Raw genomic sequence first — 21,764 nt, 5'->3', positions numbered from 1 at the left:
GCTTGGCTCGTATCGTCCTCAAGATCGACGTCGACACGCTGCGCGGCACGCGCGAAGGCGTGCCGAACCTCGCGCGCATCTTCGACCGCTTCAATGCCCGCGCGACCTTCCTCTTCAGCCTCGGCCCCGATCACACGGGCTGGGCGCTGCGGCGCGTGTTCCGCCCGGGCTTCCTGAAGAAGGTGTCGCGCACGTCGGTGGTCGAGCACTACGGCGTGAAGCAGTTGATGTACGGCGTGCTGCTGCCCGGCCCCGACATCGGCCGCCGCGCGATCGCCGACATGCGCGCGATTCATGAGGCCGGCTTCGAATGCGGGATCCACACGTGGGATCACGTCTACTGGCAGGACAACGTGCGCGTACGCGATCGCGACTGGACCGCGCGTGAAATGCAGAAGAGTCACGCGCGCTTCGTCGAGATCTTCGGCGCGCCGCCCGTCACGCACGGCGCGGCGGGCTGGCAGATGAACGACGCCGCGTTCGAGCAGATCGACGCGTGGGGGATGCGCTACGCGTCCGACGGTCGCGGCCACTCGCCGTACCTGCCCGTGGTCGGCGGCCGCACGCTGTCGCACGTGCAGATGCCGACCACGCTGCCGACGCTCGACGAAGTGCTCGGCGTCGACGGCGTCGACACGCACAACGTCGCCGCGCACCTCCTCAAGTTCACCGAAACCAATCCGCACGACCAGGTGTTCACGCTGCACGCGGAACTGGAAGGCCAGAAGCTCGCGCCCGTATTCGAGCAACTGCTCGCCGGCTGGCGTGCGCAAGGCCACACGTTTGCGACGATGGGCGACTACCATGCAACGCTGGACCGCGACTCGCTGCCATCGTACCCTGTCGCGTGGGGCGAAATCCCCGGCCGCTCCGGTGAACTGATCGTCCAGCCCGACTGAGTTCGCGCGCGAGCCAGCATCGTCGCCGCGCCCTTGCGACGCCCCGCCGAACCGCGCCGCCGCAGCGGCGCTCTTCCATAACAACAGGAGAAACACGTGTCCGTCGAAGTTGACCGTCAAGTTCCCGATTTCACCGCACCGGCCACGGGCGGCGACATTTCGCTGTCCGACCTGAAGGGCAAGAAGCTCGTGCTGTACTTCTATCCGAAGGACAACACGCCGGGCTGCACGACCGAAGGGCTGCAGTTCCGCGATCTCTATCCGAAGTTCAAGAAGGCCGGTGCGGAAGTCATCGGCGTGTCGCGCGACAGCCTGCGCTCGCATGACAATTTCAAGGCCAAGCTCGAGCTGCCGTTCCCGCTGATCTCCGATGCCGACGAAGCGCTGTGCGCGTTGTTCGATGTCATCAAGATGAAGAAAATGTATGGCAAGGAAGTGCGCGGAATCGAGCGCTCGACGTTCCTGATCGACGCCGACGGCGTGCTTCGCCAGGCATGGCGCGGCATCAAGGTACCGGGTCACGTGGACGACGTGCTAAAGGCTGTACAAGCGCTTTGAGGCGCGTTATATTGGGCCGCAATGAATGCCAGTTCGCCCCATATTTCTCGTAGCTGCGCCGGTGCCCGTTGCAATGCTTGCCGGCACCTGACGCGCATCACGACGGCATCAGCCGAGCCGCATGTCCCTGTCGACGGGGCAGCGGCTTTTTTTATGGAACGCGCGCCGGCCCTCCCCGGTCCGGCCCTTACCGCATCGAGGAGCTGATCGACACTTAGGCGAACCGGCTAGACGAAATTCCTGTGCGCCACCGCGCGCAAACTGCATGCGTCTACGTCACGCAGGATGCGATCAGCGGCGCACTTCATGCGACACGATTCCTCCCGAGGGACACCATGCCTTTGCCTACCCCCCCCAGCAAGCTCGGCAGCCTGCTGCCGCCCGACGAATACAAGGCGAAAGCGCGGCCCGCGAAAGCCGCGAAGAAATCCGCCGAAGGGGACGCATCCACAGCCGGTGACTATGGTTCGGCCAGCGTGGCCCCACCGATGATCGAAGCCGCGAACACGGCCGCGCCGTTGCGCGCCGTCGCGTCTTCGGTGTCCGGCGCCGCGAGCGCACCCGCACGCGGCCGCAAGACCAAGCAGACGGCCGCCCTGCTGCAACCGCTGCCGGCGCCCGTCGAGCCCGCGGCGCCGGTCGTCGCACGCAACGACAAGCCGGCCGCCGGCAAACCGGCGGCCGCGCCCGCGCGCGACGCCGGCGCCGCGACGAAGTCGCGCGGCCGCAAACCCGCCGAAGCCGAACTGCAGAAACTGTTCGTGCTCGACACCAACGTGCTGATGCACGACCCGAGCAGCCTCTTCCGCTTCGAGGAACACGACGTCTATCTGCCGATGATGACGCTCGAGGAACTCGACAACCACAAGAAGGGGATGTCCGAAGTCGCGCGCAATGCACGCCAGGTCAGCCGCACGCTCGATGCGCTCGTCGCCGACGGCGGCCCGATCTCGGCCGGCATTCCGCTGTCGCGCCTCGGCAGCCGCGACGCGCTCGGCCGCCTGTACTTCCAGACGAAGCTCGCCGACATCGCGCCCGTCGAAGGCCTGCCCGAAGGCAAGGCCGACAACCAGATCCTCGGCGTCGTGCGCGCGCTGCAGCGCGACCGCCCCGATCGCCAGGTCGTGCTGGTGTCGAAAGACATCAACATGCGGATCAAGGCGCACGCGCTCGGCCTGCCCGCGGAAGACTACTTCAACGACCAGGTGCTCGAGGATTCGGATCTCCTGTACAACGGCGTGCGCGAGCTGCCGCAGGACTTCTGGACCAAGCACGCGAAGGGCATGGAGAGCTGGCAGGACACGAAGACGGGTACCACGTACTACCGCGTGACGGGCCCGCTCGTCGCGTCGATGCTCGTCAACGAGTTCGTCTATCTGGAGCCGCAGAACGGCGAGCCGACGTTCCACGCGATCGTCCGCGAGTTGAACGGCAAGACGGCGCTGCTGCAGACTTTGCGCGACTACAGCCACCACAAGAACAACGTGTGGGGCATCACCGCGCGCAACCGCGAGCAGAACTTCGCGCTGAACCTGCTGATGAACCCCGAGATCGACTTCGTCACGCTGCTCGGCCAGGCCGGCACCGGCAAGACGCTCGTCGCGCTCGCGGCCGGCCTCGCGCAGGTGCTCGACGACAAGCGCTACAACGAGATCATCGTGACGCGCGCGACCGTGCCCGTCGGCGAGGACATCGGTTTCCTGCCCGGTACCGAGGAAGAGAAGATGCAGCCGTGGATGGGCGCATTCGACGACAACCTCGAAGTGCTGCAGAAGACCGACGATGCGGCCGGCGAATGGGGGCGCGCCGCGACGCAGGAGCTGATCCGTTCGCGCCTCAAAGTGAAGAGCATGAACTTCATGCGCGGCCGCACGTTCGTCGACAAGTACCTGATCATCGACGAGGCGCAGAACCTGACGCCGAAGCAGATGAAGACGCTCGTCACGCGCGCGGGCCCCGGCACGAAGATCGTCTGCCTCGGCAACATCGCGCAGATCGACACGCCGTACCTGACCGAAGGCAGCTCGGGCCTGACCTACGTCGTCGACCGCTTCAAGGGCTGGGGCCACAGCGGCCACGTGACCCTCGCGCGCGGCGAACGCTCGCGGCTCGCCGACTACGCGTCGGACATCCTGTAACGCGCGGGTCGGCCGATCGGCCGGCTTTCGACGCCACGCGGCGCTCCGTTTTTTGGAGCGCCGTTTTTATTTAGGGTCGAAGATATAAGTAATGCTTCGTCACGCGACCATGCAGTTTACGCGCGAAACTTCAAGTAAATTCTCAAGAATGGTTGCTTAAGCCCCGCCGGTGCGTCTACCATCGGGTCTGTCTGTCGTCATACGATTCGCGAGCGCGCCGCGCTCGCCCGCCTTGCCATGCTTCGAATCTGGGTTCCCGTCGCCGTCGTCTCCCTGCTTGCGGCCTGTTCCAGCGTGCCGCCGCAGTCGGCATCGCGTTCCGCTTCGGGCATGAAGATCACGACGCCGCGTGCATTCCCCGCGCCCGCCAATTTCCCGAAATTCGTCGACCACAGCGTCGGTCAGGAAGAAATCTCGATCCAGGCGATGAGCCTCGTCGGCGTCCCGTATCGTTGGGGCGGCAACACGCCGGCGAGCGGCTTCGACTGCAGCGGGCTCGTCCGCTACGTGATTGGCCGCGCGGCCGACGTGAACCTGCCGCGCACGACCGCCGACATGAGCGGCCGCGGCGTGGCGATCGAACCCGACGAGATCGCGCCGGGCGACCTGATCTTCTTCAATACGACCGGGCGTCCGCATTCGCACGTCGGCATCTATGTGGGCAAGCTGCGCTTCGTGAACGCGCCCTCGAGCGGCGGCACCGTGCGGCTCGACTATCTGACGAATCCATACTGGGCGAAGCGCTTCGACGGCATTCGTCGCGTCGCGCCGCCGCGCTCGGCCCCGACGCCGTTCGATGCGCCGACCTACGAAGCCAAGCGCGACGAGCCGCGCAATGCGCCGGCGGTCGCGGCCGCTCCCGTGGTCGTGACGGCTGCCGCCGCGCCGCGGCAGCCCGCGTATGCGCCGCCGCAAACGAGAGCGACGCAGGCGCCGGCCGCCCCGACCACGCGGGTCGTGACGGCCGCCGCAGTTGCACCGGCGGCACCGGTCGCCGATCCGTACGAACCGCCGCCGCCGCGGATGCAGGCGGCGCAGCAGCAAGCCACGTCGGCGAATGACGCGATGCCCGCGATGACGGCCAATGCCGCACCGGCCGCCCCGGCGGAAGTCGGCACGCAGATCCCGACGACCGCGCTGACGGCCGCCCAGGCCGCCGCCTTCGATGCCGAACCGCCGCCCGCGACCGCGTCGACACCCCCGCGCGGTATCGAGCCCGCGCCCGTGCAGGTGTGGCGAGCATCGACGCAATCCGCGCCCATCAGCCCGCGCACCGGTACGGCGGACGATCCGATCGCGCGGTTTGCGAACGGCAGTTATTGAGCGATTGCCCGAATCCGCCCGTCAACGACGTTGGCGGCATCTGCCGTCCCTCCCGCCTCGTCGCCGCTCTCTCGCCCAGCCTCCAAAAGAAAATGCGCCGCAGCCTTTCGGCTTGCGGCGCATTTCATGTCGATCCGGCCGTGTCGGCGCTCAGAAGATCTGGCGTCCGAGCCACCACCCGCCAGCCGCGAACAACGCGGCCGCCGGCAGCGTCAGCACCCACGCCCACACGATGTTGCCGGCGACGCCCCAGCGCACGGCCGACAGCTTCTGCGTCGCGCCGACACCGACGATCGCGCCGGTAATCGTGTGCGTGGTCGACACGGGAATGCCGAGGAACGACGCGATGAACAGCGTGATCGCGCCGCCGCTTTCCGCGCAAAAACCGCCGACCGGCTTGAGCTTCGTGATCTTCTGGCCCATCGTGCGCACGATGCGCCAGCCGCCGAACAGCGTACCGAGGCCCATCGAAAGGTAGCACGCGCCGATCACCCAGGCCGGCGGCGCATCGGCGCTCGCCGACGCGTAACCGCTCGCGATCAGCAGCATCCAGATGATACCGATCGTCTTCTGTGCGTCGTTGCCGCCGTGACCGAGGCTGTACAGCCCGGCCGACAGCAGTTGCAACCGGCGAAAGCGCCGGTCGACCTTGCTGGGCGCGGTACGGAAATACAGCCACGACACGCCGAGCATGAACAGCGAACCGAGGATGAAACCGAGCAGCGGCGAAATGAAGATGAACGCGATCGTCTTCAGCAGCCCGTCGATGTTCAGCGCGCTCCAGCCGGACTTCGCGAGCGCCGCGCCGACGAGGCCGCCGATCAGCGCGTGCGACGAGCTCGACGGAATCCCGTAGTACCACGTGATCACGTTCCAGCCGATCGCACCGACCAGCGCGCCGAACACGACGTAATGGTCGACGATCTCGGGGTCGATCGTGCCTTTACCGACGGTCTGCGCGACTTTCAGGTGGAAGATGAAGTACGCGATCACGTTGAACGCGGCCGCGAACACCACGGCCTGCTGGGGTTTCAGCACGCCGGTCGACACGACGGTGGCGATCGAGTTCGCCGCGTCGTGAAAGCCGTTCATGAAGTCGAATACGAGCGCGACGAGCACCAGCGTCGCGACCATCCATAGGGCGAGTTGTATCGAATGCATCGTGGTCCGCTCAGGCGTTTTCCAGCACGATGCCTTCGATGATGTTCGCGACGTCCTCGCACTTGTCGGTGATCTCCTCGAGCAGCTCGTAGATCGCCTTCAGCTTGATGAGCGTCTTCACGTCGTCTTCCTCGCGGAACAGCTTCGACATCGCCGCGCGCAGCACGCGATCGGCCTCCGACTCCCAGCGGTCGATTTCCTCGCACTGCTTGAGGATCTGTGCCGACTGCTTCATGTCGGACAGCAAGCCGACGGCCTGCTGCACGTGTTGGGCCGACTGCGTGACGATGTGCGCGAGCTGGCTCGCCTCGGACGTGACGGACTGCACGTCGTACAGCGACACGGCCGTCGCGACGTCTTCCATCAGGTCGAGGATGTCGTCCATCGTCGTGATCAGCTTGTGGATCTCGTCGCGATCGAGCGGCGTGATGAAGGTCTTGTGCAGCAGATCGATCGCCTCGTGCGTGAGCTTGTCGGCGGCCTTCTCGGCGATTTGCACGTTTTGCTTGTGAATCTCGGCGTCGGCGAGATTGTCGATCAGCAGTTCGAGCTCGCGGCCACCGGAAACGATGTGCTTCGCGTGCGCGTTGAAGAGTTCAAAGAACTTGCCCTCGGTGGGCATGAATCGACCGAACATGGGATTCCTGAGAGATTGTCAAACTACTGTCACGAAAACGGGCGACATTGTACCGTTTCCGGTCGCGACGCGACGTGCGCATATGCGCACGCCGGGATTGGATACAACATTTGGCGAAATAGGTGTTTACAACCGGCTTCACTCGCCGTAGAAGGTTTGCGCCCCGGCAAAGTTGTCGAACTTCGTGTATTGCCCCAGGAACGTGAGCCGAACGGGCCCGATCGGGCCGTTACGCTGCTTGCCGATGATGATTTCGGCCGTCCCCTTGTCTGGGCTGTCGGGATTGTAGACTTCATCGCGATAGATGAACAGGATCACGTCCGCATCCTGCTCGATTGCGCCCGATTCGCGCAAATCCGACATCACCGGACGCTTGTTCGGGCGCTGTTCGAGGCCGCGGTTCAGCTGCGACAGCGCGATCACCGGCACGTCGAGCTCCTTCGCGAGACTCTTCAACGAGCGCGAAATCTCCGAGATTTCCGTCGCGCGGTTCTCGCCCTGCGACGAACCCGACATCAGCTGCAGGTAGTCGACGATGATCAGGCCGAGCTTGCCGCACTGCCGCGCAAGGCGCCGCGCGCGCGAGCGCAACTCCATCGGGTTCAGGCCGCCCGTCTCGTCGATGAAGAGCTGCGCCTCGCTCATCTTCTGCACCGCGTGCGTCAGTTTCGGCCAGTCCTCGTCCGTCAGGCGGCCGGTTCGCATCCGGTGCTGGTCGAGCCGGCCGATCGAGCCGAGCATACGCATCACGAGCTGGGTGCCCGGCATTTCCATCGAGAACACCGCGACCGGCAACCCGTACTCGACCGCGACGTATTCGCCGATGTTCATCGAGAAGGCCGTTTTACCCATCGACGGTCTGCCGGCCACGATGATCAGTTCGCCGCCGTGCATCCCCGACGTCATCCGGTCGAGATCGACGAAGCCGGTCGGCGTGCCGGTGACGTCGCTCGGATTCGCGGTGTGGTACAGCGTGTCGATGCGCTCGACCACCTGCGTGAGCAGCGGGCCGATCTCGAGGAAGCCCTGGTTGCCGCGCGCGCCCTCTTCGGCGATCGAGAACACCTTCGATTCGGCTTCGTCGAGCAGCTGGCGGACTTCCTTGCCCTGCGGATTGAAGGCGTCGGCCGAGATTTCGTCGGCGACCGACACCAGCCGGCGCAGCACCGCGCGGTCGCGCACGATTTCCGCGTAGCGGCGGATGTTCGCCGCGCTCGGCGTGTTCTGCGCAAGGGCGTTCAGATACGCGAGCCCGCCGACGTCGTCGGCCTTGCCGGACGTGGTCAGCGCTTCGTACACGGTCACGACGTCGGCCGGGCGCGTCGCCGCGATCAGCCGGCCGATGTGCTCGTAGATGATCCGGTGGTCGTAGCGGTAGAAGTCGCCCTGCGACAGGAAGTCGGCAATCCGGTCCCATGCCGCGTTGTCGAGCAACAGGCCGCCGAGCACCGACTGTTCGGCTTCGACCGAATGCGGCGGGACTTTCAGCGATTCGATTTGGGGATCTTGCGGCGCGTTCATGGGTTGGGATTATCGCGAATAGATGGCGGCAGCGCTACCACCGCTTGCCGGCGAGCAGGCAATAAAAAAGGCAGGCCCCGGTTGCCCGGGCGCCTGCCCTTGTCCGGACGGCGGAAGCCGCCCGGCAAGCTTGCATACGCTTACGCGTGGTCGCCGATCACGTTGATCGTGACGTCGACGACGACGTCCGTGTGCAGCGCAACCTGGACGTTGTGCTCGCCGATCATCTTCAGCGGGCCTTCCGGCATGCGCACTTGCAGCTTTTCGACTTCGTAGCCTGCCTTCTTCAGCAGTTCCGCGACGTCGCCGTTCGTGACCGAGCCGAACAGACGGCCGTCGACGCCCGACTTCTGCGTGATTTCGAACGTCTGGCCGTTCAGCTTCTCGCCGACTGCCTGCGATGCCGCCAGCTTTTCAGCGGCGATCTTTTCGAGTTCAGCGCGGCGCACTTCGAATTCGGCGATCGCTTCCTTCGTTGCACGGCGAGCCTTGCGGTTCGGGATCAGGAAGTTGCGAGCGTAACCGTCCTTGACCTTGACGATATCGCCGAGGTTACCCAGATTGGCGACTTTTTCCAACAGAATGATTTGCATTCGAATTCTCCTTATTGCGTCGCCTGATTACGCCTTGTGCTGATCGGTGTACGGCAGCAGCGCGAGGAAACGCGCACGCTTGATGGCCGTATCCAGCTGACGCTGATAGTGCGCCTTCGTACCCGTCAGACGAGCCGGCGTGATCTTGCCGTTTTCGCCGATGAAGTCCTTCAGCGTTTCCGTGTCCTTGTAGTCGATCTGCTCGACGCCGGCAGCCGTGAAACGGCAGAACTTCTTGCGCTTGAAGAGCGGGTTTTGTTGCTGACGACGCTTGTCGAATTTCTTACCAGTCGGGCGGGGCATGATTTCAGTCCTTTCCAATGTCCTGCAATGCTGTGATGTGAAACACCAAGGTTCTCGCGTTGCGGCTTTTCTTGGCCAGGAAGCCCGTGAACAGCGTTTCGACGCCCATTTCACGACTTTCCAGCTTGCCGCTCGCCTCACCGGCCGCCACCGCCTCGATCGTCATTTCGACCTGGCGGGGAATGCCTGCTTCGACGACTTCCGTGCGGTGATGCAATGTGGCGCTTGCGATCGGAACACCTGCCGGCGTGTATCGCACCGGTGCGCGTTCGACGACGCTCGCCGTCAATTGCAACCTGTTCACGTGAGTGGCGCGCTCCTTGATGGCTTAATGCGTGACGAACTTAAGCCTGCGCTTCGGCCGGCTGAGCTGCAGCCGCCTTCTTGGCTTCTTCGCGCTGAACTTCCTTCATCATCGGCGACGGGCCGGTTTCGGCCTTCTTCATCTTGACGATGAGGTGGCGCAGCACGGCGTCGTTGAACTTGAACGCGTGTTCGAGTTCGTCGAGCGTCGTCTGGTCGCACTCGATGTTCATGCAGACGTAGTGAGCCTTCGCGAGTTTCTCGATCATGTAGGCCAGTTGGCGACGGCCCCAGTCTTCGACGCGGTGGATCTGGCCGCCGTGCGACGTGATCGTGGTCTTGTAACGCTCGATCATCGCGGGCACTTGCTCGCTTTGATCGGGGTGCACGATGAATACGATTTCGTAATGACGCATTACACACTCCTTGTGGATTAAAGCCACCCGGGCGTCTGAACCGGTGTGGCAAGTGAGAAGCCGAAGATTCTAACCCGGTTACGGGGCGCATGCAAGGCCAATCGACGATTGGCAAACGGATTCGGCCGTGTTTTCAAAGACTTGAACAGGTATGCCGGCGCAAATGCCATCGGTTCGCGCGTTATCGCGCCGGGGTCGGAACAGCCACGCGCCGCGCCGCCGCCGGCGCGGTCATTCGCCGTGCGTGCCCGCAAGTCGCGCGTCGAGCGCCGTCCGGAACGCCGCGAGCGCCGACGGCTCGGCGTCGGTCACGGCCCACCACGTCATCCCGGCCGCGCTCCAGCGGTCGAGCGCATAGCCCTGCGACACCGTCGCATACGGAGCAGCCGGCTGCTCCCCGGCCGGCTGCACGTAGACGTCGACCACGTGCTGCCGGTGGCGATAGACGAGCACCGCGACGCGGCGACGCCCGACGTAGTCGAGCCGGCCGCCGACCAGCGCGAAGCCGCTCGCCGCAAGATCCTCGACCGGCGGCGCATAGTCGAGCCGGCCGTTGAACCACGGCTTAACCGTGTGCCGGTCGGTCGAGATCACGTCGATGTCGCGCGCCGACAGGTCGGCCCGCACATGGCTCGCGACGAGCTCGTCGACCGTTCGGTCGGTATCGGCATGGCGGGCGGACCATGCCATTGCGCCCGCCGCCGCGAGCGCCACCAGCAACGCGACGCCCCAGCCGAGGCCCGGCAACGCGGCCACGCGGGGCCCGGCACCGGTCGATACCGGTCGTGCCGCGCCGCCGCGCCCGGGCAGCCACGAGAACCGGTCGCGCCCGCGCGGCCGCCGCGGCGGCGACCGGGGCTCAGGCCGCGGCTCGGCCCGCGACGGCTCGTGGGCATGCGCGTCGGCCGCCGCCGGCAGGCTCGCGAGGATGCTCGCCCGCAGCGCGTCCGGCGCGCGGTGATAATCGGCCTGCCGTACGGCCTGCACCAGCGCGACGATCCGCGCACGTTCGCGGCGGCACGCATCGCACCCGTCGACATGCTGCTGGACCCGCAACGCATCGGGCGCCGACAGCTCGCGGTCGACATCCGCGTCCAGCAACGCTCGCGCTTCGTTACAGTCCATCGATAGCCTCCGATGCGGTTCCGCCTGCCGGCGCACGGCCCGGCCGGCCTTCGGTCGTCGGCGCAGGCGCGCCGCCCAGCAACGCGGCGAGCTTGCGCCGGCCGCGCGCGAGCCGCGACATCACCGTGCCGACCGGCACGTCCGCGATCGCCGCGATCTCGCGGTAGCTCAGGTCCTCCATCTCGCGCAGCACGAGCACCTCGCGGTATTCGGGCGGCAGCTGCGCGAGCGCCGCATTCACGAGCCGCACGTTCTCGCCGCGCAGCAGGTGCGCCAGCGGATCCTCCGTGGCCGGCTGCCAGTCGTCGGGCACGTCGGCGTCGTCGAGCGTGTCGGGCAGCGCGACCTCGTGCGCATGCGTGCGTCGCCGCCACTCCGTGTACCAGGTGTGGCGCACGATCGTCAGCAGCCACGGCCGCGCGTTGTCGCCGCGACACGAATCGACGAAGCGCAGCGCGCGCATGCACGCGTCCTGGACGACGTCGTCCGCATCGCCGGCGCTGCCGCTCAGCCAGCGCGCGAGGTTGTACGCGGCGTCGAGATGCGGGAGCACGAGCGCGCGAAACCGCTCGCCGCGCGCGATCGCATCGTCCGCCGCTCGTTCATCGACCGCCTGTCCGGCTTGCCCCACATGGCCTCCCTGGTCCCGGCGGCCAACGCCGCGCCCGTTCCGCGCACGGCGCCCGGACAGACCGGCAACGTGCGCGCTCGATGACCTTACCGCCGCTGCGTCGAGTTTATTCCCGCACCGTGCACACGAAGCGTAAAAATCGCCGGACGGCCGCACGGGCTACCCCGTCACGGCGTGGTGCTCCAGTAGCCGGGGCGCGCGTACGCGGCGCGCAGGTAGTCGATGAAATAGCGCACGCGCGCCGGCACGTAGCGTTGCTGCGGGTAGACCGCTAGGATGTCGTAGTCGGGCAGCGCATATTCGTCGAGCACGGTCTCGAGTTCGCCCGTTTCGAGCTGCGCGGCGATTTCCCACGTCGAGCGCCAGCCGAGCCCGAGCCCTTCGGCCACCCAGCGGTGCAGCAGCTCGCCGTCGTTGCAGTCGAGATTGCCGGTCACGCGCATCGTCGCGATCTTGCCATGGCGCTGGAAATACCAGCCGCGGTTCTGGCCGCCCTGCAGGTTGAACGCGAGACAGTTGTGCTTCAGCAGGTCGTCGAGCGACTTCGGCCGGCCGTGCTTGCGGAAATACCCGGGCGTGCCGCACACCACGCGCCGGTTCGACGCGAGCTTCACCGCGACGAAGTTCGGATCGACCGCGCCGCCGATCCGGATCGACAGGTCATAGCCCTCGCGCACGAGATCGACGACGCGATCGGTCAGGTTGAACGACAGCTGCATCTCCGGCTTGTCGGCCAGAAAGCCCGGCGCGTGCGGCGCGACGTGCTTGCGGCCGAACGCGGCCGGCGCCGACACGATCAGGTGGCCGCTCACCGCGCGCCGCCCGGCGGCCAGCTCGTTCTCGGCCTGATCCCATTCGCTGAGCAGCCCGCGGCAGCGCTCGAGGAACGCGGCCCCCTCCTCGCTGACGACCAGCCGCCGCGTCGAGCGGTACATCAGCTTCACGCCGAGGCGCTTCTCCAGCGCGTCGATGCGCCGCCCGAGCACCACCGGCGACACGCCCTCCTCGAGCGCCGCCGCCGCGAGGCTGCCGGCATCGGCCACCCGCACGAACGTCTCGATCTGCTTGAAGCGGTCCATCTTCCGTCTCCGTTCCGACTCCGGCGGGAAGCCCCGTCCGGCGGTCATTCCATACTTTTAGTTTCGAAATAAGCGACTTCGGCTGATCTTATCAAACCTTTCCTGCATCCCTAAAGTGTTCCCAACAGACCGATTCGCAAGATCCGCCACATTCAAGGAGACATTCATGGCCAAGATGAGAGCCGTCGACGCAGCCGTACTCGTGCTCGAGAAGGAAGGCATCCAGACCGCGTTCGGCGTGCCGGGCGCCGCGATCAACCCGTTCTACTCGGCCATGCGCAAGTCGGGCGGCATCAGCCACGTGCTCGCCCGTCACGTCGAAGGCGCGTCGCATATGGCCGAAGGCTTCACGCGTGCGGCAGCGGGCAACATCGGCGTGTGCATCGGCACGTCGGGCCCCGCCGGCACCGACATGATCACCGGCCTCTACTCCGCGTCGGCCGACTCGATTCCGATCCTCGCGATCACGGGCCAGGCGCCGCGCGCGCGCCTCTACAAGGAAGATTTCCAGGCCGTCGACATCGAATCGATCGCCAAGCCGGTCACCAAGTGGGCCGTGACCGTGCGCGAACCGGCGCTCGTGCCGCGCGTGTTCCAGCAGGCGTTCCACCTGATGCGCTCGGGCCGTCCGGGCCCGGTGCTGGTCGACTTGCCGATCGACGTGCAGCTCGCCGAAATCGAATTCGACATCGACACGTACGAACCGCTGCCGGTCTACAAGCCCGCGGCCACCCGCGCGCAGATCGAGAAGGCGCTCGCAATGCTGAACGACGCGGACAAGCCGCTGATCGTGTCGGGCGGCGGCGTGCTCAACGCGGCGGCCGAAGACCTGCTCGTGCAGTTCGCCGAAACGGTCGGCGTGCCGGTGATCCCGACGCTGATGTCGTGGGGCGCGATTGCCGACGACCACCCGCTGATGGCTGGCATGGTCGGCCTGCAGACGTCGCACCGCTACGGCAACGCGACGATGCTCGCGTCCGACTTCGTGCTCGGCATCGGCAACCGCTGGGCGAACCGCCACACGGGCAGCATCGAGGTCTACACGAAGGGCCGCAAGTTCGTGCACGTCGACATCGAGCCGACGCAGATCGGCCGCGTGTTCGGCCCCGACCTCGGCATCGTGTCGGACGCGAAGGCGGCGCTGGAACTGTTCGTCGCGGTGGCACGGGAATGGAAGACCGCCGGCAAGCTGAAGGATCGCAGCGCGTGGGTCGCGGAATGCCAGGAACGCAAGCGCACGCTGCAGCGCAAGACGCACTTCGACAACGTGCCGGTCAAGCCGCAGCGCGTGTACGAAGAGATGAACAAGGTGTTCGGCCGCGATACCTGCTACGTCAGCACGATCGGCCTGTCGCAGATCGCCGCCGCGCAGTTCCTGCACGTGTTCAAGGCGCGCAACTGGATCAACTGCGGCCAGGCCGGCCCGCTCGGCTGGACGATCCCCGCCGCGCTCGGCGTGCGTGCGGCCGACCCGAGCCGCCCGATCGTCGCGCTGTCCGGCGACTACGACTTCCAGTTCATGATCGAGGAACTGGCGGCCGGCGCGCAATTCAAGCTGCCGTACGTGCACGTCGTCGTGAACAACTCGTACCTCGGGCTGATCCGCCAGGCGCAGCGCGCGTTCGACATGGACTACTGCGTGCAGCTCGCGTTCGACAACGTGAACGCGCCGGAACTGAACGGGTATGGCGTCGACCACGTGGCGGTCGCGGAAGGCCTCGGTTGCAAGGCGCTGCGCGTGTTCAAGCCGGAAGAAATCGAGCCGGCGCTGCGCCAGGCGCAAACGCTCGCGGAAGAGTTCAGCGTGCCGGTGGTCGTCGAAGTGATCCTCGAGCGCGTGACGAACATCTCGATGGGCACCGAAATCGACGCGATCAACGAATTCGAGGAGCTCGCCGAAAAGGCCGAGCACGCACCGACCGCGATCTCGATGCTCGACTGAACCGCGCGATATTTTTGACCGACCGACCGAAGAGGCTTAGCTCATGCCGAAGTTTGCTGCAAACCTGACCATGCTGTTCAACGAAGTGCCGTTCCTCGACCGCTTCAAGGCGGCCGCGGACGCGGGCTTCGACGCCGTCGAGTTCCTGTTCCCGTATCCGTACGCGAAAGAGGAACTCGCCGAGCGGCTCGAGACGCACCGCCTGCGCCTCGTGCTGCACAACCTGCCCGCCGGCAACTGGGATCAGGGCGAGCGCGGCATTGCGTGCCTGCCCGATCGCGTGAGCGAATTCCAGGAAGGCGTCGGCCGTGCGATCGAGTACGCGAAGGCGCTGAAGGTGCCGCAGCTGAACTGCCTCGTCGGCATCCCGTCGGCGAGCACCGCGCGCGACAAGACGTTCGTGACGATCGTCGACAACCTGCGCTTCGCCGCCGACGCGCTGAAGCGCGAAGGCATCCGCCTGCTCGTCGAACCGTGCAACAGCTTCGACATCCCGGGCTTCGCGCTGAACCGCTCGTCCGAAGGGCTCGACGTGATCCGCGCGGTCGGCTCGGACAACCTGTTCCTGCAGTACGACATCTATCACATGCAACGCATGGAAGGCGAACTGGCCGCGACGATCGAACGCAACCTCGCGTCGATCGGCCACGTCCAGCTCGCGGACAACCCGGGCCGCAACGAGCCGGGCACCGGCGAGATCAACTACGCGTTCCTGTTCGCGCTGCTCGACCGGCTCGGCTATGCCGGCTACGTCGGCTGCGAATACAAGCCCCGGACCACCACGACGGAAGGCCTCGGCTGGCTGCAAAGCGTGGCCGGCTGCGCACCGGCCTCGGCGCGTCGCGCCGCCTGAGTCGCGCCCTTCCCGTTTTCAGCCCTATAGGAGACTTTCACATGGCAACCATCGGTTTCATCGGCCTCGGCATCATGGGCGCGCACATGGCGCGCAACCTGCTCAAGGGCGATCATCAGCTCGTCGTAAACGGTGCCTTCCCGATTCCCGACGACCTGCGCGGCAGCGCGAAGGTCGTCGCGAACTCGACCGAAGTCGCGCAGCACGCCGACATCATCATCTCGATGGTGCCGGACACGCCCGACGTGCGCAACGTGCTGTTCGCCGACGACGGCGTCGCGAAGGGCCTGACGGCCGGCAAGCTCGTGATCGACATGAGCTCGATTTCGCCGCTCGACACGCAGGCATTCGCGAAGCAGATCAACGCGCTCGGCTGCGACTACCTCGACGCGCCGGTGTCCGGCGGCGAGGTCGGCGCACGCGAAGCGACGCTGACGATCATGGTCGGCGGCCCGGAGAAGGCATTCGAGCGCGCGAAGCCGCTGTTCGAGAAGATGGGCAAGAACATCACGCTCGTCGGCGACAACGGTGCCGGCCAGACCTGCAAGGTCGCGAATCAGATCATCGTCGCGCTGAACATCGAGGCGGTCGGCGAAGCGCTGCTGTTCGCCGCACGTTCGGGCGCCGACCCGGAGCGCGTGCGCCAGGCGCTGATGGGCGGCTTCGCCGCGTCGCGCATCCTCGAAGTGCACGGCGCGCGGATGACCAAGCGCACGTTCGATCCGGGCTTCCGCATCGAGCTGCACCAGAAGGACCTGAACCTCGCGCTCGACGGCGCACGCAAGCTCGGCCTCGCGCTGCCGCACACCGCGAGCGCGCAGCAGCTGTTCAGCGTGTGCGCATCGCACGGCGGCAAGGCATGGGATCACTCGGCCCTCGTGCGCGCGCTCGAGATCATGTCGAACTTCGAGATCGGCCAGACGCCGGCCGCGTAACGCGGCTGCCGCAATGCGCGCTTTCGCTGCGATGGCGCAGGCGCGCGACGCATACACGCGACTCGGCCGCGGCCGGTCGCCTCGATGCGCAACGCACGCGCGCATCACGTTGGGGCGCCCCGCCTCGCATCGCCAACGGCATGCGGGACGGGGCGAAAAACGCCGCTCTGGGCTGAGAGCGGCGTGGTGGGGTCCGCAGCGGCACCCGGCGGCGCCGGGGAAGCCTTGGTCGGTCAGACGTCGTCGTCGGGTGTCCGCCTGTCGGATTTCGCGTATTACATTTCTTTACGTTCGAGCGTGCGATTTTTCATGCAATCGTCGCGTTGAACGCCTACACTTTCGCCACGCCTTTCGAGAAAACCGCCGCGCTTGCGCCCGCCCAGGTGGCCGCATCCAGCGCGGTGTTTTTTTCGCCACTTCATGGCGCGTTTTCTTTTCAACCACCTAAGGAGTGCAGCGATGGGTCTTCTTTCGTTTATCAAAGAGGCGGGTGAAAAACTGCTGGGTCATGCCGACGCGCAAGCGGCGGAAGATCCGAATGCCGCAAACCAGACCGCGGCCGACGCAATCAAGAACTACATCAACACGCAAGGTCTCGACACGTCGAATCTGACCGTCGCGTTCGACGGCGCGTCGCGCACCGTGTCGCTGTCGGGCAGCGTGCCCGATCTCGACACGAAGGCGAAGGTCAAGGTCGCGGCCGGCAACGTGCAAGGCGTCGCGGGCGTCAACGACGACGGCCTGCAGCCGGACGATCCGGAAGTCCAGTACCACGACGTGAAGCCGGGCGACACGCTGTCGGCGATCGCGAAGGAAGTGTATGGCGACGCGAACAAGTACCCGGTGATCTTCGAGGCGAACAAGCCGATGCTGTCGAGCCCCGACCGCATCTACCCGGGCCAGAAGCTCGTGATTCCGCCGCAGTCCTGATCGTGCAATCCTGATCGTTCTCGCAGTACCGACGCAAAAATGGCAGGCCACCGGCCTGCCATTTTTTATGCGCGCCGCACGCCGCCCGAGCGGTGGCCATCCGTCACAGCGTATCGAACGCGTGCTGCAGTGCGTCTCGATCCCGAATGCCGTTCGCCAGCGCGAGCATCAGCAGCACGCGCGCCTTGAACGGGTGCAGCGAGCCCGCGCTCACGAAACCGAGCGCATCGTCGCTCGCGGCGCCGTTGCGCATCACGTGTCCCGAACCGACGCGCGACGCACGGACCACCGCCACGCCCGCGTCCGCCGCATCGGCGAGCGCCGCCTGCAGCACCGCATGGATCGACCCGTTGCCGGTGCCCGCGACGACGAGCCCGCGCACGCCGGCCGCGACGAGCGCGTCCACGGCCGTGCGCGTCACGCCCGCATAGCTCGCGACGACTTCGACCGGCGGCCAGGTCGCGGCGATCGCCAGTTGCGTGTCGCGCGTGCGCGTGACGCGGCGCGCGAATTCGACGCGGCCGTCCTGCACCCAGCCGAGCGCGCCGAGTTCAGGCGACTGGAACGCGTCGACCGCATAGGTGCTCGTCTTCACGACATCGCGCGCGCCGTGGATCCGGTTGTTGAACGCGACCAGCACGCCCTGCCCGCGCGCGGCCGGATGCGCGGCCACCGTCACCGCGTTCAGCAGGTTCAGCGGGCCGTCGGACGACAGCGCGGTGGCCGGCCGCATCGCGGCCGTCAGCACGACCGGCTTGTCGCCCCGCACGACCAGATGCAGTGCATACGCGGTTTCCTCGAGCGTATCGGTGCCGTGGGTGATCACGATGCCGTCGACGGCCGGGTCGGCCATCAGCGCGTCGATCCGCGCGGCGAGCGTGTTCCACAGCGGCAGCGCGAGATCCTTGCTGTCGATGCTGGCGACCTGTTCCGCGTCGATGCGTGCGACCGACGCGAGTGCCGGCACGGCGTCGACCAGGAAATTGACGCCGAGCGCGCCGGCCTGGTAGCCGGCCGTGCTGGCGGCGTCGGGCGCGGCGCCGGCGATCGTGCCGCCCGTGGCGAGTACGGCGATGCGCGGCAGCGGCGCCGCGAACGAAGGGGATGCGATGTTCGGTGTATTCATGGCCGCGATTGTAATGGCTCCCCGCCGCGAGCCGGCAGGTTCCGGCGCGGCGGCCGGCGATAGCCGGCGCGCATCATGGTTTGTCCCGATCTCCGGGCCGCGCGCGGCGTCAACGGCCATGGCGTCCGCAACGTTATAGGAAGTGCCGTTTTGGTGTTTTCACCTTGATTTGCCATAATCGGAGCGCGCGGTGCGATGTGGCCCTGTCCTCATCGCGTCGTGCTTCGTGACGGCGTCGATCACACGCAATTCACCCCATGGGAGTGTCGAAATGAAAATCCAATCGCTCGTAGCCGCAGTGCTTCTCGGCGGCATGCTGGCTTCCCCCGCGTTCGCGGCGAACAGCCAGCAGGACAAGATGAAGGCCTGTAACACCCAGGCAGCCGGCAAGACGGGCGACGAACGCAAGGCGTTCATGAAGGACTGCCTGTCGGCGAAGCCCGCGAAGGCGATGACGCAGCAGGAAAAGATGAAGGCGTGCAATACGCAGGCCACCGGCAAGAAGGGTGACGATCGCAAGGCGTTCATGAAGAGCTGCCTGAGCAACCAGCCGGCCGCCTGAGTCCCGGCGCTCCCGCCTCGAATGCCGCGCCCCGCTTCGGCGGGCGCGGCATTTTCATTTTCGTTGCACGCGCATCGACGCCCGCACTCCCGTCTTTCCCGCCCCGTTTTTTCCGGCAGCCGGCCCCGCGCCGCCACGTGGTGCGGCATTTCGCCGCGTTTTCTTCTATGATGGCTGCAACGCGGCCCACCCAAGACCAAGAAGCGCCATCGGGCCGCCCTCGAGACGGACGCGCACGCGCGTCAAACGGAGGCTTGGATGGCATGGAGACAACACCGCTGGTTCCGCCGCTGGCTGATCGTGATCGTGTTCTGGGCGGTGCCCGTCGCGATCGTCGCCGTACGCGAGATCCGCGAGGAAATGGCCTACAACAAGGCGGACCTGCAGCTCGCGCTGACCACGTGGCAGCTCACCGACGCGCAGCAGGCCGCCGGCGCCGCTGCGAAGTGTCACGGGGAGCCTGACGAAGCGCGCGCGGCCGGCTGCCCGGCCGACGTGCTCGCCGCCAACGCGCCGCGCCAGCAGGCGGCTCGCGACGAATACGTGGTACGCCGCAATACGCTCGCCGGCTATCTGTGGCATGCGTTCGTCGGCTACTGGGTCGTCCCGGCCGCGTTCCTGTTCGCGTGCGGCATCGTGATCGCGCTGATCCGCCGCGCGCTTCGCCGCCCGCCGATCAAGCCGCCCGTTCCGCCCGTCACACACTGACACGGGCGCGCGCTGCAAACGCCGCGCCCTCCCGCCCGATCGTCGCGCGCCCCGCATGCCGACCCGCCCCTCGCGCGTCGGCGCCGCATCGTCCGTTGGCGCGCCGCGACACCCCCACGCGATTTGACGCTTTTTCACGCGGCAACGAAAAGAGGCCGTAATCCGCTGTGATATAACTGCCGACGTGATCCGCTCCTTGAGCGAGACTCACTCCGAACGTCATCCGATGGAGAACAACGATGCAAAAACGGAATCTTGTGCTGAAAGCCGCCGCTGCGCTCATCGTCGGTAGCCTCGCGCTCACCGGTTGCACCACCACCCCGGACAAGCCGGACAACGCCGCGACCAACGCGTCCAAACGCCAGTCGATCGACGCGAGCGTCGACGCCACGCTGTCGCGCATGTACTCCACGGTCAAGGGTTCGCGCGAACTCGTCGCGAAATCGCGCGGCGTGCTGGTCTTCCCCGAAGTGCTCCAGGCCGGCTTCATCGTCGGTGGCCAGTCCGGCAACGGCGCGCTGCGCGTCGGCGGCAGCACGGTCGGCTACTACAACACGTCGTCGCTGTCGGTCGGCCTGCAGGCCGGCGCGCAGTCGAAGGCGATCGTGTTCCTGTTCATGACGCAGCAGGCGCTCGACGAATTCCGCAACTCGGACGGCTGGGCCGCCGGCGCCGGCGCCTCGGTCGCACTCGTGAAGATGGGCGCGAACGGCGCGGTCGATTCCAACACGGCCACCGCACCGGTCCAGGTCGTCGTGCTGACCAACGCCGGCCTGATGGGCGACGTATCGATCAACGGCACGAAGGTCACGAAGCTCAAGATCTGACGTTGACGCCCTGCCCGCGCGGGCCTCGCGCGGGTCATGCACAAACGGCGATGTCCTTGCGGGCATCGCCGTTTTTTTATCCGCCGGCGCGCTGCGCCAACGCGGCCGGGTCGGTCGGGCCGCTCAGGTCGTCGAATCGATCACCTTGAAGCGCGAGCGCTTCTGCGCGCGGATCACCGACTGGTACACGTCCACGTACTGCTGCGCCATCCGGCGCGACGTGAAGCGCTCCTCGAAGCGCTGCCGCACGCGCGCACGCGGCAGCAGGTGCAGCCGGTTCACGGCGGCCACCGCGCTGATTTCATCCTCGACGATGAAACCCGACACGCCCTCGTCCACCACTTCGGGCACCGCGCCGCGGTTGAACGCGATCACCGGCGTGCCGCACGACATCGCCTCGATCATCACCAGGCCGAACGGTTCCGGCCAGTCGATCGGAAACAGCAGCGCATGCGCGCCCGACAGGAATTCAGCCTTCTCGTGATCGGCGATCTCGCCGACGTATTCGACGTGCGGCAACGCGAAGAGCGGCTTGATCTCGCGGTCGAAGTATTCCTGGTCGGCCGCGTCGATCTTCGCGGCGATCCGGATCGGCAACCCGCACTGGCCGGCAATGCGGATCGCGGTGTCGACGCGTTTTTCCGGCGAGATGCGGCCGAGGAATGCGAGATAGCGCGGCTCGACGGGCTGCGGCATGTACAGCGTCTCGGGCAACCCGTGATAGACGGTCGTCAGCCATTTCGCCTGCGGCAACGGCTGGCGCTGCGAATTGGAAATCGAGATCACCGGGGCCGTGTTGAACGTGTCGAACACCGGTTGCTGCTCGGGCAGGTCGAGGCGGCCGTGCAGCGTCGTCACGTAAGGCGTGTCCTGTCGGTTGAAGACCGAGAACGAGTAGTAGTCCATGTGGAAATGGAGCACGTCGAAATCCTTCGCGCGGCGCGCGACCGTCTCCATCAGCAGCATGTGCGGCGCAACCCGGTCGCGGATCGACGAATCGAGTCGCAGCGCGCGCGGCCACACGGGCTCGAGCTTCGCCCGCGTCGTCGAATCGCCGCTCGCGAACAGCGTCACATCGTGGCCGAGCTCGACGAGCGCCTCGGTGATGTAGGACACGACGCGCTCCGTGCCGCCGTACAGCTTCGGCGGTACGGATTCGGTCAGCGGGGCGATCTGGGCAATTCTCATGGTCCA

The 21,764-nt window shown here is 66.4% G+C and carries 23 protein-coding genes and 1 pseudogene; 11 read left to right on the top strand and 13 right to left on the bottom strand.

Going from position 1 to position 21,764, the window contains the following annotated elements:
• Nucleotides 1-2: 2 nt before the first annotated feature.
• Complete coding sequence (locus WT24_RS13255) at nt 3-899, top strand: polysaccharide deacetylase family protein (RefSeq protein ID WP_059504999.1); 897 nt, start codon at nt 3-5, stop codon at nt 897-899.
• Nucleotides 900-995: 96 nt separating this feature from the next.
• Complete coding sequence (locus tag WT24_RS13250) at nt 996-1,457, top strand: peroxiredoxin (protein WP_034207483.1); 462 nt, start codon at nt 996-998, stop codon at nt 1,455-1,457.
• A 198-nt stretch (nt 1,458-1,655) separates the two neighbouring features.
• Here WT24_RS13250 and WT24_RS35750 read toward each other — a convergent pair.
• A pseudogene (locus WT24_RS35750) lies at nt 1,656-1,897 on the bottom strand (hypothetical protein); the annotation flags it as partial.
• On the opposite strand from WT24_RS35750, the gene WT24_RS13245 reads away from it, so the two are divergent.
• Together WT24_RS13245 and WT24_RS13240 are read left to right on the top strand one after the other, a co-directional pair.
• On the top strand, nt 1,793-3,595 hold the full coding sequence (locus tag WT24_RS13245; protein ID WP_059790713.1) for a PhoH family protein: 1,803 nt from the start codon (nt 1,793-1,795) through the stop codon (nt 3,593-3,595). The pseudogene WT24_RS35750 and the gene WT24_RS13245 sit on opposite strands and share 105 nt — an antisense overlap.
• 237 nt (nt 3,596-3,832) lie before the next feature.
• Nucleotides 3,833-4,918, top strand: coding sequence for a C40 family peptidase (locus WT24_RS13240; protein ID WP_060033908.1), 1,086 nt, complete (start codon nt 3,833-3,835; stop codon nt 4,916-4,918).
• A gap of 150 nt (nt 4,919-5,068) precedes the next feature.
• Here the strand turns inward: WT24_RS13240 and WT24_RS13235 are convergent, their stop codons facing one another.
• From WT24_RS13235 to WT24_RS13190, 10 genes are all read right to left on the bottom strand, one after another.
• A complete protein-coding gene (locus WT24_RS13235) occupies nt 5,069-6,079 on the bottom strand; it encodes an inorganic phosphate transporter (RefSeq protein WP_059505011.1) in 1,011 nt (336 codons plus the stop codon).
• Nucleotides 6,080-6,089: 10 nt separating this feature from the next.
• Nucleotides 6,090-6,716, bottom strand: a complete 627-nt coding sequence (locus tag WT24_RS13230; protein WP_006478627.1) for a DUF47 domain-containing protein — start codon at nt 6,714-6,716, stop codon at nt 6,090-6,092.
• Nucleotides 6,717-6,854: 138 nt separating this feature from the next.
• Nucleotides 6,855-8,237, bottom strand: coding sequence for a replicative DNA helicase (locus WT24_RS13225; RefSeq protein WP_034207487.1), 1,383 nt, complete (start codon nt 8,235-8,237; stop codon nt 6,855-6,857).
• Nucleotides 8,238-8,377: 140 nt separating this feature from the next.
• On the bottom strand, nt 8,378-8,830 hold the full coding sequence (gene rplI, locus WT24_RS13220; RefSeq protein ID WP_027784634.1) for a 50S ribosomal protein L9: 453 nt from the start codon (nt 8,828-8,830) through the stop codon (nt 8,378-8,380).
• Between the two features lie 27 nt (nt 8,831-8,857).
• Nucleotides 8,858-9,133, bottom strand: coding sequence for a 30S ribosomal protein S18 (rpsR, locus tag WT24_RS13215; RefSeq protein ID WP_006486248.1), 276 nt, complete (start codon nt 9,131-9,133; stop codon nt 8,858-8,860).
• Nucleotides 9,134-9,137: 4 nt separating this feature from the next.
• A complete protein-coding gene (priB, locus tag WT24_RS13210; RefSeq protein WP_006486250.1) occupies nt 9,138-9,437 on the bottom strand; it encodes a primosomal replication protein N in 300 nt (99 codons plus the stop codon).
• 40 nt (nt 9,438-9,477) lie between these two features.
• The gene (gene rpsF / locus WT24_RS13205) at nt 9,478-9,852 is read right to left on the bottom strand and encodes a 30S ribosomal protein S6 (RefSeq protein ID WP_027784636.1); all 375 of its coding nucleotides are present in this window, start codon (nt 9,850-9,852) and stop codon (nt 9,478-9,480) included.
• 231 nt (nt 9,853-10,083) lie between these two features.
• The gene (locus WT24_RS13200) at nt 10,084-10,977 is read right to left on the bottom strand and encodes an anti-sigma factor (RefSeq protein WP_060033905.1); all 894 of its coding nucleotides are present in this window, start codon (nt 10,975-10,977) and stop codon (nt 10,084-10,086) included.
• Nucleotides 10,967-11,608, bottom strand: a complete 642-nt coding sequence (locus WT24_RS13195) for an RNA polymerase sigma factor (RefSeq protein ID WP_060033902.1) — start codon at nt 11,606-11,608, stop codon at nt 10,967-10,969. Before WT24_RS13195 ends, WT24_RS13200 begins: the two co-directional genes overlap by 11 nt.
• 167 nt (nt 11,609-11,775) lie before the next feature.
• Nucleotides 11,776-12,687, bottom strand: a complete 912-nt coding sequence (locus WT24_RS13190) for a LysR family transcriptional regulator (RefSeq protein WP_059790707.1) — start codon at nt 12,685-12,687, stop codon at nt 11,776-11,778.
• A gap of 166 nt (nt 12,688-12,853) precedes the next feature.
• Between WT24_RS13190 and gcl the strand changes: the two genes are divergently transcribed.
• The 4 genes from gcl (at nt 12,854) to lysM (ending at nt 17,347) form a co-directional block, all read left to right on the top strand.
• Complete coding sequence (gene gcl / locus WT24_RS13185; protein ID WP_060033900.1) at nt 12,854-14,629, top strand: glyoxylate carboligase; 1,776 nt, start codon at nt 12,854-12,856, stop codon at nt 14,627-14,629.
• 43 nt (nt 14,630-14,672) lie between these two features.
• Entirely contained in the window at nt 14,673-15,482 is an 810-nt protein-coding gene (gene hyi, locus WT24_RS13180) for a hydroxypyruvate isomerase (RefSeq protein WP_034207492.1), read from the top strand.
• Nucleotides 15,483-15,523: 41 nt separating this feature from the next.
• Nucleotides 15,524-16,417, top strand: coding sequence for a 2-hydroxy-3-oxopropionate reductase (locus WT24_RS13175; protein ID WP_006485940.1), 894 nt, complete (start codon nt 15,524-15,526; stop codon nt 16,415-16,417).
• Between the two features lie 459 nt (nt 16,418-16,876).
• On the top strand, nt 16,877-17,347 hold the full coding sequence (gene lysM / locus WT24_RS13170) for a peptidoglycan-binding protein LysM (protein WP_059505022.1): 471 nt from the start codon (nt 16,877-16,879) through the stop codon (nt 17,345-17,347).
• Between the two features lie 103 nt (nt 17,348-17,450).
• Here the strand turns inward: lysM and WT24_RS13165 are convergent, their stop codons facing one another.
• Complete coding sequence (locus tag WT24_RS13165) at nt 17,451-18,473, bottom strand: asparaginase (RefSeq protein WP_060033897.1); 1,023 nt, start codon at nt 18,471-18,473, stop codon at nt 17,451-17,453.
• A 271-nt stretch (nt 18,474-18,744) separates the two neighbouring features.
• On the opposite strand from WT24_RS13165, the gene WT24_RS13160 reads away from it, so the two are divergent.
• From WT24_RS13160 to WT24_RS13150, 3 genes are all read left to right on the top strand, one after another.
• Entirely contained in the window at nt 18,745-19,035 is a 291-nt protein-coding gene (locus WT24_RS13160; protein ID WP_011549641.1) for a PsiF family protein, read from the top strand.
• A 258-nt stretch (nt 19,036-19,293) separates the two neighbouring features.
• Nucleotides 19,294-19,743 carry a hypothetical protein gene (locus WT24_RS13155; RefSeq protein WP_059505027.1) on the top strand — a complete coding sequence of 150 codons (450 nt, stop codon included), beginning with the start codon at nt 19,294-19,296 and terminating at the stop codon, nt 19,741-19,743.
• A gap of 239 nt (nt 19,744-19,982) precedes the next feature.
• Nucleotides 19,983-20,570 (top strand): YSC84-related protein, encoded by a 588-nt coding sequence (locus WT24_RS13150; RefSeq protein WP_034207498.1) that lies wholly within the window; start codon nt 19,983-19,985, stop codon nt 20,568-20,570.
• Nucleotides 20,571-20,693: 123 nt separating this feature from the next.
• Here WT24_RS13150 and WT24_RS13145 read toward each other — a convergent pair whose 3' ends face one another.
• Complete coding sequence (locus WT24_RS13145; protein ID WP_059505029.1) at nt 20,694-21,758, bottom strand: glycosyltransferase family 4 protein; 1,065 nt, start codon at nt 21,756-21,758, stop codon at nt 20,694-20,696.
• Nucleotides 21,759-21,764: the final 6 nt, after the last annotated feature.

The sequence above is a fragment of the Burkholderia sp. MSMB1078WGS genome, assembly GCF_001528895.1.
GTDB lineage: Bacteria > Pseudomonadota > Gammaproteobacteria > Burkholderiales > Burkholderiaceae > Burkholderia.
Note: the sequence above shows the minus strand (reverse complement) of the source record. Positions and strands in the feature narration are given on the sequence as shown.